General features: G+C 28.9%; 11 protein-coding genes. All 11 read right to left on the bottom strand.

All coding sequences use genetic code 11. The features are described 5' to 3' along the window. Position 1: 1 nt before the first annotated feature. Positions 2-1207: a restriction endonuclease subunit S gene (locus ABGT36_RS06175; RefSeq protein ID WP_346677237.1), complete on the bottom strand. Its 1206-nt coding sequence runs from the start codon at positions 1205-1207 to the stop codon at positions 2-4. Next, positions 1204-2772: a type I restriction-modification system subunit M gene (locus tag ABGT36_RS06170; protein WP_346677236.1), complete on the bottom strand. Its 1569-nt coding sequence runs from the start codon at positions 2770-2772 to the stop codon at positions 1204-1206. Before ABGT36_RS06170 ends, ABGT36_RS06175 begins: the two co-directional genes overlap by 4 nt. A gap of 477 nt (positions 2773-3249) precedes the next feature. Beyond that, positions 3250-4367, bottom strand: a protein-coding gene (locus tag ABGT36_RS06165) for an IS3 family transposase (RefSeq protein ID WP_204245297.1) whose coding sequence is annotated in 2 segments (ribosomal slippage) — positions 3250-4088 and positions 4088-4367 — 1119 coding nt in all. Because the reading frame shifts where the segments join, the coding sequence is not laid out codon by codon here. Between the two features lie 1203 nt (positions 4368-5570). Beyond that, the gene (guaA, locus tag ABGT36_RS06160; RefSeq protein ID WP_346677234.1) at positions 5571-7118 is read right to left on the bottom strand and encodes a glutamine-hydrolyzing GMP synthase; all 1548 of its coding nucleotides are present in this window, start codon (positions 7116-7118) and stop codon (positions 5571-5573) included. Positions 7119-7130: 12 nt separating this feature from the next. After that, entirely contained in the window at positions 7131-8408 is a 1278-nt protein-coding gene (locus ABGT36_RS06155; protein WP_346677232.1) for an adenylosuccinate synthase, read from the bottom strand. A 232-nt stretch (positions 8409-8640) separates the two neighbouring features. Beyond that, complete coding sequence (locus ABGT36_RS06150) at positions 8641-9150, bottom strand: signal peptidase I (RefSeq protein ID WP_346677231.1); 510 nt, start codon at positions 9148-9150, stop codon at positions 8641-8643. Then, on the bottom strand, positions 9143-10072 hold the full coding sequence (locus tag ABGT36_RS06145) for a hypothetical protein (protein ID WP_346677230.1): 930 nt from the start codon (positions 10070-10072) through the stop codon (positions 9143-9145). The genes ABGT36_RS06150 and ABGT36_RS06145 overlap by 8 nt, the downstream gene beginning before the upstream one ends. After that, entirely contained in the window at positions 10065-10847 is a 783-nt protein-coding gene (locus ABGT36_RS06140; protein ID WP_300627796.1) for a hypothetical protein, read from the bottom strand. The genes ABGT36_RS06145 and ABGT36_RS06140 overlap by 8 nt, the downstream gene beginning before the upstream one ends. After that, positions 10847-11635, bottom strand: a complete 789-nt coding sequence (locus ABGT36_RS06135) for a hypothetical protein (RefSeq protein ID WP_296884269.1) — start codon at positions 11633-11635, stop codon at positions 10847-10849. The genes ABGT36_RS06140 and ABGT36_RS06135 overlap by 1 nt, the downstream gene beginning before the upstream one ends. After that, positions 11635-12168: a hypothetical protein gene (locus ABGT36_RS06130; protein ID WP_346677228.1), complete on the bottom strand. Its 534-nt coding sequence runs from the start codon at positions 12166-12168 to the stop codon at positions 11635-11637. The genes ABGT36_RS06135 and ABGT36_RS06130 overlap by 1 nt, the downstream gene beginning before the upstream one ends. Next, positions 12165-17024: a SpaA isopeptide-forming pilin-related protein gene (locus tag ABGT36_RS06125; protein ID WP_346677226.1), complete on the bottom strand. Its 4860-nt coding sequence runs from the start codon at positions 17022-17024 to the stop codon at positions 12165-12167. The genes ABGT36_RS06130 and ABGT36_RS06125 overlap by 4 nt, the downstream gene beginning before the upstream one ends. Positions 17025-17280: the final 256 nt, after the last annotated feature.

The raw sequence follows: 17280 nt of genomic DNA, 5'->3' as shown, positions 1-17280 counted from the left end.
ACTATTTATCTTCCTCTAATGGTTTAAATGTTAATAATTTATCTCGATAATATTCGTATTGTTTTTGACGTGACTCTATTTCAGCAAGTAAACCTTCACTAATGTTATTACAAAGTTTATCAAATCGATCTAGAATATCTACGATACGTTGTTGTTCTTCAAGTGATGGTAATGGGATTTTTATTTGTTTTAATGCAGGTGTATTAAACTGTGGTTGTCCACCATTTGAAACAAGTTTATTTGCCTGTTCCCAATACAAAGATGTTTTTGTAAAATGCCAATAAAATTTATTATTCAACTTTTGTTTATCTGGGATTATTTTGATTAGAAAAGAAGCATATACACACTGTTCATCACTATCAAAATACAAAGTTTTACCATATGTTGCTCCAGTTCTTGCCATAATTAAGTCGCCTTTATTAAGCAAGCTCTTTTTCGCATCATCATTAAGCATTATGTATTTAGAATTCTGTGTATTAAGATACCCTTGTTCATTTATATCTGTTATTCTTATAAATCTTGTATCTCCAAAATCATTTGCTTTATCTGTATACCCATAAACAAATTTCGCAATTTTTGACAGTGGAACTAAATTACTATTTGTATCAGTGAAAAGCCTACTTGAATAATACTCATACTGTTTTTTTCTTGATGCTAGTTCTGTTGTTAGTTCTGTTGTTAATTCTGCTATTAGCTCTGTGAAATTATCTAAAATACGGATAATTTCTTCTTGCACAGGGAGAGGAGGGATAGGAATATAAATATCATTTATATCTTTTGCCAATAAATGTTTTACTGTTCCACTAGGCTTATTTTTCTCAATTTTTTTAAAAACAGGACCTAGTATATGCGATAAAAATCTGTTTTTGACATAAAAATTTTCATCTTTTGAAGATATTTTACATGTACGTTGGCAAAGAATTGCAGTATCTCCAATCCAATTTCTTGAATTAAAATTTCCATCCATTCCAACTAGAAAATCTCCATATTGTACAAAATATGATGAGGGAACATCTTCAGTTGTATAAGTTTCTGTATACCCTCTTGCTACGTCTCTAATTCTTACCAATGGCATTCCCTGTTTTTCATTATTATACTTTTTTGCATCACAGGCATACCCATAAACTATTTCTGCCACATCCAGTAATTTCTTTTTTTCTACCCCGTTAGGACACAATTTTTGAATCAAATCATCTAATTTATTCATGCTTCCACCTCAATTTCTGAGATAATCTTAGCTATTTCGTCACGTAAAACTTGTTCTCTTGCTACAATCTTTTCAATTTCGGCATTAAGTTCTTTGATGTCGATGACTTCTCTTGTATCTTCTGGTTCTACATATGTACCAACAGATAGGTTATATTCATTCTCTTTGATTTCTTCGTATGATACACAACGTGCAAAATGATCAACATCTTCACGAGAAACAAACTCATCTACAATCTTTTGAATGTTATCATCTGTTAATTTGTTGTTGTTAGTTACTTTTACAAATTCATTCGATGCATCAATAAACAAAGTATTATTATCTGTTTTGTTTTTCTTCAAGACCATGATACAAGTAGCGATACTTGTTCCAAAGAATAAATTATTAGGTAACTGAATGATACAATCAATAAAATTGTTATCGATTAGATATTGTCTTATTTTCTTCTCCGCTCCACCACGATACATGATTCCAGGGAAGCATACAATAGATGCAGTTCCATTGGTTGCTAACCAAGCTAAAGAATGCATGATAAATGCAAGATCTGCTTTTGATTTTGGTGCTAATACCCCAGCTGGAGAAAAACGCGGGTCATTAATCAATACCGGATTGTTATCCCCTTCCCATTTAATAGAATAAGGTGGATTAGAAACAATCACTTCAAAAGGTTCATCATCTTCGTGTTGAGGATGTAATAATGTATCTTCGTGTGCAATATCAAATTTATCATAATCGATATCATGTAAGAACATATTGATACGACATAAGTTATATGTTGTTAAATTAATTTCCTGACCATAAAAACCTTGACGTACTTTGTCTTTTCCTAAGATTTTAGAAGCCTGTAATAATAAAGAGCCTGAACCACAAGCTGGGTCATACACTTTATTAACTTCTGTTTTTCCTACAATTGCTAAACGAGTCAACAATTGAGATACTTCTTGTGGTGTAAAGAATTCTCCTCCACTTTTACCTGCGTTAGATGCATACATACTCATCAAATATTCATAAGCATCACCAAAAGTATCAATAGAATGATCTTTATAATTTCCAAGATTCATATTGGCTATACCATCCATTAACTTAACCAAATTAGCATTTCTTTTTGCAACCGTTGCCCCGAGCTTATTACTATTTACATCAATATCATCAAATAAACCAGCAAAGTTATCTTCACTATCACTCCCTTTTGCTGATTCTTCTATATGTCTAAAAACCGCTTCTAATGTCATATTTAGATTTTCATCAGATGCAGCTTTTTTCCTTACATTGCAAAATAATTCAGAAGGAAGAATAAAAAATCCTTTTGTTTGTACTAAATCTTCACGTGCCTGTTCTGCATCTTCATCTGATAATAAGGCATAATCAAAACCAGTATTACCTGCTTCTTCTTCACCGTCGTTGATATAATTCGATAAATTTTCAGAAATGTAGCGATAGAACATCATTCCTAGTACATAGCTTTTAAAATCCCATCCATCTATACTTCCTCTTAATTCATCAGCAATCGCCCATATTGCACGATGCAGTTCATCTCTTTCTTGATCTTTATTAATATCTGCCATTTCCATTTCTCCTTATCTTTTAAAATAAATCCAATAATATCATTTATTTTTATATTTTAAATACAATATTCATTTAAAGTTATATTTAATAATTAAAAACATTATTATTGTATTTTAGCTAATATATTTTTTCATAATCATACTTTCTCTATCAATTAAAAAACTCATTACAATGTATTTTAACAGATGTTCTTAGTACAATATTTATAATTATATCTTTTATTTCTACTCATTTGTATAACTTTCTTATAATTTTATAGTTTTTTTATCATTTTTGATAAATTTATATTAATTTAGCAACATTAATATAGTTATCTTTCAATAAAAGACTAAAAATAACTATCATCTTTCCAAGAATATATTCATCAAACTATAAAAAGTTAGATAAGAATCTGGCCTATTGCTATTTAAACTAATTTTATACTATTCAATGACTGGTTTTGTCATATGGATTGTCAACACTTTTTTGGACAATTTCTATGAGAACATTCTAAATTCAACAGGTGTTTTATAATCAAGTGAACCATGTATCCTGATATTATTATACCAGTTTACATAATCAAATAATTCCAGTTCCAGCTCTTCTAAACTATCAAACCTTTTATTAAATGCAAATTCCGTTTTTATAATTTTATATGTTGCTTCAGCTACCGCATTATCATACGGACATCCTTTTGTACTTAGTGATCTGGTTATATTAAATGTTTTTAGTGCTTTTTCAATTTCTTCATTTTTAAATTCACTTCCGCGATCCGAATGAAACAATTCTATCTTACTTAAATCATATTTTATTGAATAAAGTGCCTTTTCAACCAGTTCGGCATTTTTATTTTTTCCAGCTGCATATCCTACAATCTCTCTGTTATACAAGTCTAACATAAGACATATATAATTCCATTTGCCACCTACATTAACATATGTCAGATCACTGACAACTACTTTCATTCTTTTTTCCTGTTTAAAATTCCGATTAAGCTTATTATCTATACTGTCATTATTACATTTTGTTTTGTGTAGTTTATACTGCTTTACTGTATAGCTGGATACCAGGCCATTTTTCTTCATGATACGTCTGATTCTTCTTCTGCTGACGATATGGCCGCGCTTGGCTAATTCCACTTTGATCTTCCTTGAACCATAATTGTTTCGACTATTTTTAAATATTTCTTTTATTAAATCAGTTAAATCATGATCATTGGATTTTTTCTTTTTTAAATTATTATTGCGATTATAATATAACGACGATCTAGGTATATCTAATAATTTGCACATAGCGCTGATTGGATATTTATCTGCGTTGGAAATGATAATATTTATTTTCGTCCCATAATCAGCGCTGCCTGCTTTAAAATATCATTTTCCATTTTTAATCGCTGATTTTCTTTACGAAGTTTAATAAGTTCTTTTTCTGCATCGCTGCGATTATCTTCGATATTAAATGAACCGGTAGAGTTAAACTTATTAATCCATGAAGATAGAGCAGAAGGAGTTAATTCATATTCACGAATCAATTCAGCTCTAGGTTTACCACTATTATATAATTCTACAATTTTTTGTTTAAATTCATCACTATAGGTTCTTCTTTCTCTTGCCATTTTAGTTTACCTCACTTTTACTTTCTAAATTGTAACAGTTCTCTTAGAAACTGTCCAATTTAGTGTAACCTATCCACATAAGTAATTTAATCAGAAAATAAAATAATTCACATCATTCTTAAAATCAAAAAATTCTTTGATACTAATCATTTCAATTATAAAATTACTAAAATACTTTTATTTGTTGTCTAATTTCAGACAATGCTCCTATCGGCAATTCTAAATAATCAGAAACTTTGATTGCACTAAACTCATCCAATTGTTAATTCATAAAAAGTTATTTTAAATCAAATTCTAATAGAATAAATATACTTAAATATTTTTTAACTGTGTATCACATAAAACTCGCAAATATGCGAGTTTTATCTATTTAATACAGATATATTCATTAATAATTATTACATCAATGGCATTTTTAATATTATTCATTTCTTAAACCCATTTAAGCTGTTTTTCTCTTTAAAAGTATCATTTATATTTCTTCTTTCTTGAAATTGTTTAATAAGGCAGTCATGTAAATTATTCATTTCATCATCAAATTGTTTTATATATACATTTCCCCCTTTAATTAACATTTTTGTATATGCAACAGGACAGTACCTTTTTTAAATATTCCTTCCTTAAATAACCAAATCTTAATAAAGTAAATTGTTTTGGTAATCTTAAATCAGGATATATTAAACCATTTTTTCAATACAACTAATTTCTATCATAAATATTTCTCCCTTTATCTTGTTTGTTAATAAATTGCTTCATGCTTATTGATCTTATTTCAATTTCTTTGCAAAAGGTTGTTTTACAGAAATATTATTTTGAGTTTCTTTTATTTCGTAACCTAATAAAATCAATTTATTATAAAACTGCTGCATTGTAAAACTTATTGAAATTGCTTCATCTATATCTCCTCTACTAATATTTTTTAAGTATGTCCATAAAAATAACTAGCTCTTGAAATACCCTTATTTTGCTTATTTTTGATAACAGAAAGATTATTTTCTTTACAGATTTTATCTGAAATATTACACATTCTTTAAATATCATTATACGTATTACAATATCGTTTTCCATCAACAAATGAAGTGGAATTTAATAAAAATGATTATGTGTCTCAAAAGAATAATAACAAATAATTTTTGTTAGTATCATTTACTATTCAAGAACCAAAAAAGCCCGTAAAATACGGACTTTTTGACATTTTGTATATTATTCGAACTCAATTGTTCCTGGTGGTTTTGAAGTAATATCATACATTACTCTGTTTACCCCACGAACTTCGTTAATGATTCGAGACATAACTTTATTTAATACTTCATATGGGATTTGAGCAGCTTCAGCAGTCATGAAGTCAATTGTGTTTACTGCACGTAAAGCAATTGCATAATCATATGTTCTTTCATCACCCATAACCCCTACTGAACGCATATTTGTAAGAGCTGCAAAGTATTGACCAATTGTTTTATCAAGACAGGCATTGGCAATTTCTTCACGATAGATTTCATCAGCATCTTGAACAATTTTAACTTTTTCTTCAGTAACTTCACCGATAATTCTGATACCTAAACCTGGTCCAGGGAATGGTTGTCTAAATACTAAGTATTCAGGAATTCCAAGTTCTAAACCTACTTTACGCACTTCATCTTTGAATAAATCACGTAATGGTTCAATGATTTCTTTAAAATCAACAGCATCTGGTAAACCACCAACATTGTGATGAGATTTAATAACTGCAGATTCTCCACCTAATCCACTTTCTACAACATCTGGATAGATAGTTCCTTGAACTAAGAAATCAACAGCTCCAATTTTTTTCGCTTCTTCTTCAAAAACACGGATGAATTCTTCACCAATGATTTTACGTTTAGCTTCTGGTTCAGTTACTCCTTTTAATTTATTATAATATCTTTGTTGCGCATTTACTCTAATGAAGTTTAATTCATAATGTCCTTCAGGACCAAATACCGCTTCAACTTCATCACCTTCATTTTTACGAAGTAATCCATGATCAACAAATACACAAGTTAATTGATTACCAATTGCTTTTGAAAGTAAAACCGCAGCAACTGATGAATCAACCCCACCAGATAAAGCACATAATACTTTACCATTTCCAACTTTTTCTCTAATTGCTTTAATTTGTTCTTCAACAAATGAATCCATACGCCAATCACCAGAACAATTACATACATCCATTACGAAATTAGATAAAATATTTTTACCATATTCAGTATGTAATACTTCTGGATGGAATTGAATTGCATATAATTTTTGCTCTTCATTTTCACAAGATGCCACTGGACAATCTTTAGTATAAGATGTAATTTCAAAACCTGGAGCAATCTTAGAAATATAATCAAAATGACTCATCCAGCAAATACTTTCTTTTGGCACATCTTTAAATAATTTAGATTCAGGTTTGCTGATAATAAGATTAGATTTACCATATTCTCTTACATCAGCACGTTCTACTTTACCACCTAAAACATGTTGCATTAACTGAGCACCATAGCATAATCCAAGTACTGGAATACCTAATTCAAATAATTCTTTTTGATATGTAGGAGAATCTTCTAAATAACAACTATTAGGACCACCAGTTAAAATGATACCTTTAGGGTTCATTTTTTTTATTGTTTCTAAATCAGTTTTATATGAATAAATTTCACAATAAACATTACATTCACGAACTCTTCGAGCTACTAATTGATTGTATTGTCCACCAAAGTCAATAACAATAACTAACTCTCTTTTCACACACTAACCTCCTTAAAATTTAATATCTTTTAATACTACTGTTTGTTCACGATCAGGACCAACTGAGAACATTACAATTGGACAATGAATTAATTCTTCAATTCTTCTAATATAATTTTGACAATTAACAGGTAATTCATCAAAAGATTTTACATTAGTAATATCTTCTTCCCATCCTGGCATTTCTTCATAAACAGGTTCTACTTCTTCAATACCTTTAATAGTTGAAGGTAATCCATGAATAATTTCACCTTTATATTTATAAGCAGTACAAATCTTTAAAGTTTCAAAACCACTTAAAACATCTAATAACATCAAACTAATCCCTGTTAAAGATGACATTCTTCTAGATTGATTAACTACAACAGCATCAAACCATCCAGTTCTTCTAGCACGCTTAGTAACTGTACCATATTCATGACCTCTTTCACGAATTAAATCACCAATTTCATCATTTAATTCAGTTGGGAAAGGTCCTGCACCTACTCTAGTTGTATATGATTTAATGATACCAATTGCTTCTTTAATATATAAAGGTCCAATTCCTGTTCCTTCACTTACACCATTAGCACCTGGATGTGAACTTGTTACAAAAGGATATGTACCATAATCAATATCTAACATTGCTCCTTGAGCACCTTCAAATAATACTTTTTTATCTTCTTGTAAATATTGATCTAATAACATTCCTGTATCACATACTAAAGGTTTAATTTCTTTGGCATATTCTTTATATTCATTATAAATACTTTCTACTGTAAATTTACCTTCTAATTCAGGATATTCTAATAATTTCATTGGGAAAGTTTCTTTTAATCTTTCTAAGAATAATTCTTCATCAATAAACTCACCCATTCTAATACCAATACGGCTATATTTATCAGTATAACAAGGCCCAATTCCTTTTTTAGTTGTTCCAATACTATTAGCACCTTTACGTTCTTCTTGAATAGCATCAATTTCTAAATGATATGGTAAAATAACATGACAACGATCACTTACTTTAATTTTGCTTGTATCAATTCCCGCATCATTTAAATACTTAACTTCTTCTAAAAATGCTTTTGGATTAACAACCATTCCATTAGCCATAATTACTTCATGACCACTAAAAATACCTGAAGGAATCAATTTTAATGCAAATTTCTTTCCATCATAAACAATCGTATGTCCAGCATTATTTCCACCAGCATAACGAACTACTACATCAGCTTTTTGGGCAAGGTAATCAGTTACTTTTCCTTTACCTTCATCGCCCCACATACTTCCAACTACGACTACTCCAGCCATTAAATTCACACCTCTCTTATTTACTCTTACATTATATACAATAAACGAATAAATTGCATTAAAAATTAATCATAATCTAAGAGTTTATCTACTTTACTAACTAATTATATTATAGTCTTAGCCATTAGTAAAATTAATATATCATATTTATGATATAAGTAATACTTATGTATGTATTGCTAGCTATTACAATAACAAACTCTTTCAATCTAAAATTATTTTATTTAAAATATCATTTAACTATTTCTCTTATGATAAAACAAAAAACAAAAATTATAATTACTAAAATTTTACCAAATAAACTACTTATAAAACCAACATAATATCCTAAATATGGTATTGTAAAAAATACCTTACCAATAATATTACGATACGCTATTGGCTGTAAATCAACCTGAAGATTATTATCACCTTTAGTAATTATCTCTTGAGTATTAATATCATTTATTACAACACGATGAGTGATAATGCCTTTATTACTTGTATAAGTAATTATATCACCTGCTACTAAATCCTGCGGTTTTGTTTCTTGAACATAAATTAAACTATTAACTTTAATTGCTGGTTCCATCGAACCACTAATAACATCAAAAACCTGATAGCTAAAAATTGGAGGAACAAATATAATCATATTTATTATAATTATTATTACAATCATTAAAGTAGTAACCTTTGACAATATAAATGGTAAAACTCTAATCTTTCGATTAGAGTTATTAGTCTTCAAAATCTTTTTATTCATAATTACCAGCTTTTCTCTTACGATATAATAAAGCAATTATTATAACTATTAAAAATACTATTCCTGCACCAATAGTTGTATAACTAATTGTCTGATTAGCAGCTTCTTGACTTTCATTACCAGCTAATGGAGTTTGTTCTTCATCTAAATCAATAATTTCTTCAGGTTCAGATACTTCTTGATTTAAAGTTTGATTTTCTTGATTAGTTACTTCATTATCTTCATTTATTGGCTGTGAGTTTTGATCACTAGCTTCATTATCATTACTAGCACTTGTTCCTGGAATAACTGTAACTTCACCATTTTCACTTGTTAAACTTGAAATTGGACTATAAACAAACATATAAATATTTTCACTAGCATTATCAGTTAAAGTTTTTCCTAAATTATAGGCTTGTGGTAAATAACCATCAACATATTTATAACCTGCAATCGTGTATTCACCAATTGTTCCATAATATGTTTCTGGTTCCTTTAGCTGATTACCATATTGATCTACATAATAAGTTGTATACTCAATTTGATCACCTGGAATACCATAAGCAACAACGTAGTTATTATCTTTAGTTACCGAATACCATCTTTGAATATATTCGTTTTCATTATCACGCCCACCAGTTTTGATTCCTTTAGCGTAATATTTTTCATTTGTCACAGTTATTTGGCTAGTTTCAATAGCAATACGATCATTTGCTTTTAGATTTGTAACTACTAATTGTCTTTGATCTTCACTTAACATAATATTGGGGGATGAATTAGTGTCACTAGAATCAATTATTACTGCATCAACACTATTAAATAAACCATAACTGCCAGCATAAATCGTAACTTGATAATTATATAATTCAACAGCATTTATTTTAGAAATCGAGAAAGTAAGCATTAAAGCAATTATTAATCCATGTAATGATTTTTTAACCATTGTTTTTACTTCCCCTTTCATTTTTTTGTTGATGATATAAATACAGTAAACCCATTAACAAGACAAACGATACTCCTGTCATTACACCATAAAATAGTGGATTACTATCATCACCTGTTTTAGTTGTTGCTGTAACACTAGAAGTAATCGGTTCATCATTTGTAATATTACGATCTTCACAGGCAAAATTCATCTGAACAACAGCTGAGGTATTTTGATAATCATTATTTAACGTTTCACCATCAAGGGTAATCTCTAATACTAGTAAACCTGATTCACCAGGTGCAAAACTATCTAAATAGAAATAATTTTCTAAAGCACTTGTAGCTTGATGTAATCCATCGGTTTGATCACCACCAACTAATTCACTATCATAAATCACTCTTGCATTAGTTTCATTCATCCAGTTTTCATTATCATAATAATATAACTTATAAGTATAACCACCATTATCAGCATTAGTTAAACCAGGATTTTGATCTCTGCCATCATCTCGTTTAGTTTCATAAGTTTTTAAAACTTCATTAGTCATATACCAGTCTTCATTTCCAGTTGTATTGATAACCTGCAAACGAATTGTCCAGGTATCTCCTGGCTGTAAATCTTTACCAACTTCATCAATATCTTCTTGGCTAAAGTTTTGGATCATCTCTTGATCTTTAAATTCAACATACCAGCCATCAGTAACATAATCCTCACCATTTACACTAGTAACAGTGTTAACAAAGATGGAAATAACTAAGATCATTGATAATAATAATTTAGTGATTTTCATTATTTACCACCTCCTAAAGATAATGTTTTATCTTCATTGATCGTAACGTCAACACCCCAGGCACTTAAAATTGCCTCTTTTGCATTATGAGTTTGAACAGCATCAACTTCTACATATATTTCAAATTTATAATCATCATATAGATAAGTTGTTATAATTGTTCCATCATCTGCTTCTGTTATTTCAGTTTTAACTTCTTTAACTATCGCTGGATCAATTCTAATTGTATTAGCAAATAACTCACTTTCTTCATTGGCTTTTAAAATATGATGATAATAGAAAACTCGTTGTTCTTTAGTAGCTTGACTAGTATCTTCAATCCAGTAATCATCATTGATATTAACAAAATTCAAATCAATAAAATCAGGATTTAACGTCGTATCTGCAAGTTCACTAACGCTACCATCTTCATCTACTTTTAACCAGCGTTTATGAACAATAACTCGAACATATTGATCAATTCCAGCATTTTGATCACTTAAATTACCACCACAGTTTTTAACCTTAAGCTCTTCTTTATATGTTTTCCCTAACTGTAAATCGTTTTCAGGAATTTCTGGAATAAATAATGTAACTTGATCATCATCATAACGAGATACTTCAACATCATTTTCAATTAAAGATACTCCAATTTGATACATTTCAGTTCCAGAAACATAGCTGTCACTATAATATGTCAACATCGCTCTTGTAAAATTAACACCACTAAATACAATTACAACTAAACAAACTACAATTAATACTTTTATCATTCTAGTTGATGAGGTAAGTTTTTTGATTAATTTCATTACTCATTACCTCCCTGCAATCCATATTCCCAGCTTAAATCCATATTGCCACTGCCATCTTCATTATAAAGAGCAGTAACATATTCATGAATAACAATAACTTCTAAAGAACTAGTCATACCTTCTTCGATTTCAGCTTCAACATTAGCTTTTAATATCTCAGTTGATTCTTGTGGAGATAATGGTTTAGTATAATACCAATACCCATCACTTTCATTGTAAGACCAGTAATTATCTGTTCCTAAATCTTCAACAGATACTGTTAAACGAGGATCATCTGCAAAAAATATTTTAACTCTAGTATAAATATCAATAGCTTCACTAGTGTTCTTGATTGAAATTTCTTTGTTGTTATCAACTATGTCCTCGTTTAATTCAGTAGTTCTGCTTAATGAAAGTGTTTTACTACCCCAAGCATCACAATAAGCGGTAAAATATGCTAATGATTGATTAATGGTAATTCCAAAAATCATTATTACAAGTAACGTAAGAATCGCTAAACTAGTTTTCTTTTTTAAAATCTTTTTAATCATTGATCTGTACCTCTATTTCTATAAAAAATCTGTTCAACTGATTCTACGCCATAAATATTGATAACACCGCCACCACCAGTTGTAGTACCATCATAATCATTTTCAAATGCTGCTGTTAAAACAATTTCACCATTAGCAGTTTTATAAGCTTCGATATCTTCCATTGTATTTAATGAGATAACAACAGTATCCTGAACTGGTCGATAAGCACTACCGCTATAAATTTCTTTAACTGTATATGTTATACCAGGTTCAATTGGTAAATCGGTTAAACGATTAGTAGTAAAAGTGCCACTATTATTGACAACCATACCAATAACACCATTATAAATTTCTATAGTTTCACCACTGCTATTTACTTTAATACCAGTAACATCAAATACAAAAGTGCCACCATTTAAAGTTTGATTATAGTTTTTTAGAATTTTAGTAATCGACATTGATCCAGTTTGGTTATAGTATTCATATGAGTTAGTAATTGTAATCATATTAACCTGTCCATTTGTAAGCTCTATTAGCTGGTCATCTTCATCGCCACTATCATCTTGATAATCAGTAGTTAAACGATAACCTTCTATCGTTGCTTCTGTTTCTTCAACTGTATATTTGCCAGCTGGTAAACTTGTAAATGTTATCTCACTTTCACCTTTAAGAGTTAATACTGCCTCACCGTTATTAAATGTTATCGTTGTTATACCGTCATTAGCAACATAACTACTTCCATCAGGTATCTTTCTATTAGTTATTTTAAATGTATAAAGCTTATTAACTGCTTCTTCATATTGATTAGTATTTTCATCAATATCTTTTTTGATTGTTAAAGCAGTATCTTCAAGAGTTAGATTATTAGTAAATTTGGCAATATTAGCATCATTATAATTATCTAAATTAAGTTCAATTACAATTCCTTGACCACCTTGAGTTATTGAGATATTTCGATCAGATAAACCTTCACTATTTTCAGTAATTGTATAAGTTCCTAACTGTAAATCTGTTAATTTAATACTGTTTAATGCTTTACCATCTAGTATTTCAATTGTTTTAACTTCTTGATAACCATTAGGCCCTATAATAGTAAATGAATATACCCCATCTACTAACTGACTATCTTCAGGATCATTACCATTAATTGTTACATCTTTAGTAATTTCTAAACTACCAGTAACAATCTTATTATTAGTAAAAGATACTAGCGAAATCTCAGCATCCTTACCACCAGCAATATAAACATTTTTAACAAAAGATTCACCTTCATTAAGTACTAAAATCATGTCATCAGGTAGATTGATTTCTTCAATTGCATATTCACCTGGCTCTAAATCAGTTAATACTACATTATTACTAACGCCATCTTTAATTTTAATACTTACTTCTTTACTATAATCATTTGGTCCAGTTACTTTAAAATTATAAGTACCATCTGCTATATCAGTTGTCGTTGTCTCTCCATTAACTAAAACATTTTTAGTAATTTTTAAACTACCAAGATTTTTATTATTAGTAAAATCTACTGTTTCAATTTGGATATCACCACTAGTATTTTCATCAATCACAACTGTTGCAGTATTTTCATTTACATTACCACTACTAGTAACATCGATTAACTGTAAACCATTATTTTCAACTTCTTCAATTGTATAAATTCCCGGTTTTAATCCTGATACTGTAACACTATTAGATTTTCCATCTTCAATAGTAATTTCTTTAGTAGTTACAAGATTACCAGTGCTATCTTTTATTGCAAATTTATAAGTACCATCTGCTTTAGATGTAGTTGTTTTTTCTTGGTTTACTAAAACATGTTTAGTAATTTTTAATTTTGCTTCGGTTACATTATTAGTAAATACTGCTGTAGGGATATCAGTTGTATTATTTGCTTTAACCTCTACTTTAGTATTTTTACTATCTACTAAAGTAGCATCGTTATTTGGAATTTCTTCAACTGTATAAATCCCTGGTTTTAAATTTTCTACGATTACATTATTACTTTGACCATTAGTAATCTTAATGTTTCTAGTAGCCACCGTTGTATTAGAAACGTCTTTTACTACAAATGTATATAAGCCATCTGCTTTAGTAGAAGATGTTTGTTTACCATTATAAGTTACATTTTTTTCAATTTTTAAACTACCAGTTTTAACATCAACATTGTTAGTAAACTCAGCAGTTTGGATTGTTGTAACATTATTGGCAGTTATTTTTATTTTCGTATTTTTTGAACTTAATAATTTGGCATCTTCATTAGTAGAACCAATTTCTTCAATAGTATATGTTCCTGGTAATAACCCTTCAACTCTTACTGTATTGCTATTACCATTAGTAATAGTTATTTCTTTTGTCGCAATAATATCATTATCACTATTTTTTACTGCAAATTGGTATGTTCCATCAACTAAAGTACTACCTACTGCTGATTTTTCATTTACAGTAACCTTTTTAGTAATATCTAAACTTCCTCTTACAATACTATTAGTAAACTCTGCTGTTTGAATACCATTTATATCATTTTGTGATACAATAACCTGAACATTATTAGTAGTTAATAATTTCATATTATCAGGAATATCTACCTCTTCAACTGTATACGTTCCTGGCTTTAATCCATCGACAGTTACTATTTCACTTTGACCGTTAGTAATATTTACTATTACTTGTTTAATAACATTATTAGCTGAATCTTTGATATTAAATTTATAATCACCATCACCAAGATTACTTGTAATGGCCTCGCCATTATCAACAACATTCTTTTTAATAATCAAGCTACCAGTAGTATCTTTATTATTAGTAAATGAAACAACTGGAATTGAACTAATGTTATTAGCACTTATTGTAATTTCTTGATTATTTTCAACAACTGAAAGATTGTTTTCTATAAAACCTTCTGTATTTTCAGTTACAATGTATGTTCCAGGAATAATATTATCGATTTGTACTGTTTTAGACTTACCATTTTCAATTACTATTTCTTCATTATAGACAATTGTACTATCCTCTTTATTAGTTAAAGTAAATTGGTAAGTACCATCAAGCTCATTAGAATTAGTTACATCACCATTTAATGTAACATTCTTTTTAATAATTACACTTCCTACATCAATATTATTTACAAATTTAGCTACTGGTAAATCTTCTGTATTATTAGCTTTAACAACCACTTTAATATCATTACTTCCAGTCAATGACATTCCCTTTGGTAAATTATCAGTTTTTTCACTAACAAGATATGTTCCTGGTTCTAAACCACTAACTGTTACTTCATTGCTTTTACCATTAGAAATAACTACTTCAACATTTGATCTTACAAGATTAGTTTTACTTTCATCATAAATATCAAACACATATGTTCCATCTACAAGACTAGTATTATCTTTTGATGGTTCATTACCATTTACTGTTACATCTTTTTTGATTTTTAAACCACCAGTATTACTAGGATCATTAATAACATCAACACTCATATTTGTTTCTTCAGTAACAGTTGTTTCCAATAATTTAATATGATGGATTTCACAACTTGGATGATCAACAGTATTACCAATTACAGAACCGTTTGTAGAAGCAGTACATGAAATTGTAGCTTTAGGAGCTAGTAAAGTTCCTAGTCCACCTTCATATATTATTTTTCCATCAAAACTTGAATAATTGTTGCCATCACTAGTATAAAAATTCCAAATAACTCTATTTGCAATCTTATTCCAATTCATAGCATCATTATTATCAATTTTACAACCCCTTAATGAAAACTGATTGTTATTATTACTAGCATTAGTACAATCAACATTAATAACTAAAAACTTACCGTCAGTAGTTAAACCATAATTATTCCAGTCATTAAAATCTTTAATATTAGAAACTTGTGTGCCACCAGAAGTAATTTGACTATAATCAATTCCTTGACCATTATCAGTTAACTTAATATTTATTACCTTTACTGTATCTGTATTAGCTGTTGTTGCTAGCTTGGAAGAAATATTAGCTAAATTAGTTAATTCACTATCAAAATTAATTGGAAACTGTCCATTAACTAGATTTACATTAACATTTGGTCCTAATTTATAATTTGTACCATCTACACCGGTAATAATATTTTGATTATTATTTACTGATGAATATTGATTATCTTTACCAGCAATTACACTAGCTTTTTCCTTATTATTTGATTGAAATAATTCAATTCCTTCATTACCATTATAAAAATTTTCTATATATGATACGTTACTTACTCCAGACGAAGGTGTTTCAATGACATTTGAATCTAAGGACGTACTAACACTAACTGTATACTCTTGTCCATTAATTATTCCCGTATTTGAAGTAATGGGTTGGCCATTATCATCAATTTCAAAGAAATAATATTCCATCCCTGATGTCAATCCAGTTGTATCTAAAATAGCTGATCCATTTCCCGATAAATCAGTTGTAATATCTACTGTTTTAATCAAAGTATAACTACCATCACTATTTTTTAAATAAGCCCCTATCTTAAATGTCTGTGCAGTCGTGATTTGACCACCTAAAGTTTTGGTAATTTTTATATTAAACACTGATTGTTCAGTATATATATAAACATTATCCGTATTTCCCAAATTACTAGAAGCACCTAATAGATTTTCTACAGCAATGCTTCCTTCCATATGATTATTATTAGTGAAATTTTTTGCAAAAACCGCAAAATTATTTGCTTGCCCTAATGATTTAATAATTTCATCCTGGCTATAAGTTTTTAAATTTCCACTATCACCATGTGTTGCATGTGTAAGTCCAGCACCGGCAAAAATAGCAAAGAGTAAAATAAACACTGCAATTTGTTTTACATACTTTGCCAGTTTTAATGGCTTAAATATTTTTTTCATCTCCTTTTTTCCTTTCTATAAATACTATATTTTTTGTTTAATACTACAATAATTAAATAATGATAGTTACACCATATTATTAATTACACCGCAATTATAACAGAATTTTGTCACAACAACATCACATATACTTAAAAAATAATTGAATAGTTGCTTTTTCTTTAAAAAAGATAAAATTTATAAAAATTGGCATTTTAATTTATAATATGTAAAATAATAATGTAGATCATTAAATATTAACACATCATTATTAAGG

Source organism: Erysipelatoclostridium sp. An173, from assembly GCF_963931465.1.
GTDB classification, from domain to species: Bacteria; Bacillota_I; Bacilli_A; order Erysipelotrichales; family Coprobacillaceae; genus Thomasclavelia; species Thomasclavelia merdavium.
Note: the sequence above shows the minus strand (reverse complement) of the source record. Positions and strands in the feature narration are given on the sequence as shown.

Excerpts from the sequence above, each read along its gene's own strand:
- ABGT36_RS06155 (WP_346677232.1), bottom strand. The coding sequence starts at position 8,408 with ATGGCTGGAGTAGTCGTAGTTGGAAGTATGTGGGGCGATGAAGGTAAA.
- ABGT36_RS06175 (WP_346677237.1), bottom strand. The coding sequence starts at position 1,207 with ATGAATAAATTAGATGATTTGATTCAAAAATTGTGTCCTAACGGGGTA.
- ABGT36_RS06135 (WP_296884269.1), bottom strand. The coding sequence starts at position 11,635 with ATGAAATTAATCAAAAAACTTACCTCATCAACTAGAATGATAAAAGTA.
- ABGT36_RS06125 (WP_346677226.1), bottom strand. The coding sequence starts at position 17,024 with ATGAAAAAAATATTTAAGCCATTAAAACTGGCAAAGTATGTAAAACAA.
- ABGT36_RS06150 (WP_346677231.1), bottom strand. The coding sequence starts at position 9,150 with ATGAATAAAAAGATTTTGAAGACTAATAACTCTAATCGAAAGATTAGA.
- ABGT36_RS06130 (WP_346677228.1), bottom strand. The coding sequence starts at position 12,168 with ATGATTAAAAAGATTTTAAAAAAGAAAACTAGTTTAGCGATTCTTACG.
- ABGT36_RS06170 (WP_346677236.1), bottom strand. The coding sequence starts at position 2,772 with ATGGCAGATATTAATAAAGATCAAGAAAGAGATGAACTGCATCGTGCA.
- ABGT36_RS06145 (WP_346677230.1), bottom strand. The coding sequence starts at position 10,072 with ATGGTTAAAAAATCATTACATGGATTAATAATTGCTTTAATGCTTACT.
- ABGT36_RS06140 (WP_300627796.1), bottom strand. The coding sequence starts at position 10,847 with ATGAAAATCACTAAATTATTATTATCAATGATCTTAGTTATTTCCATC.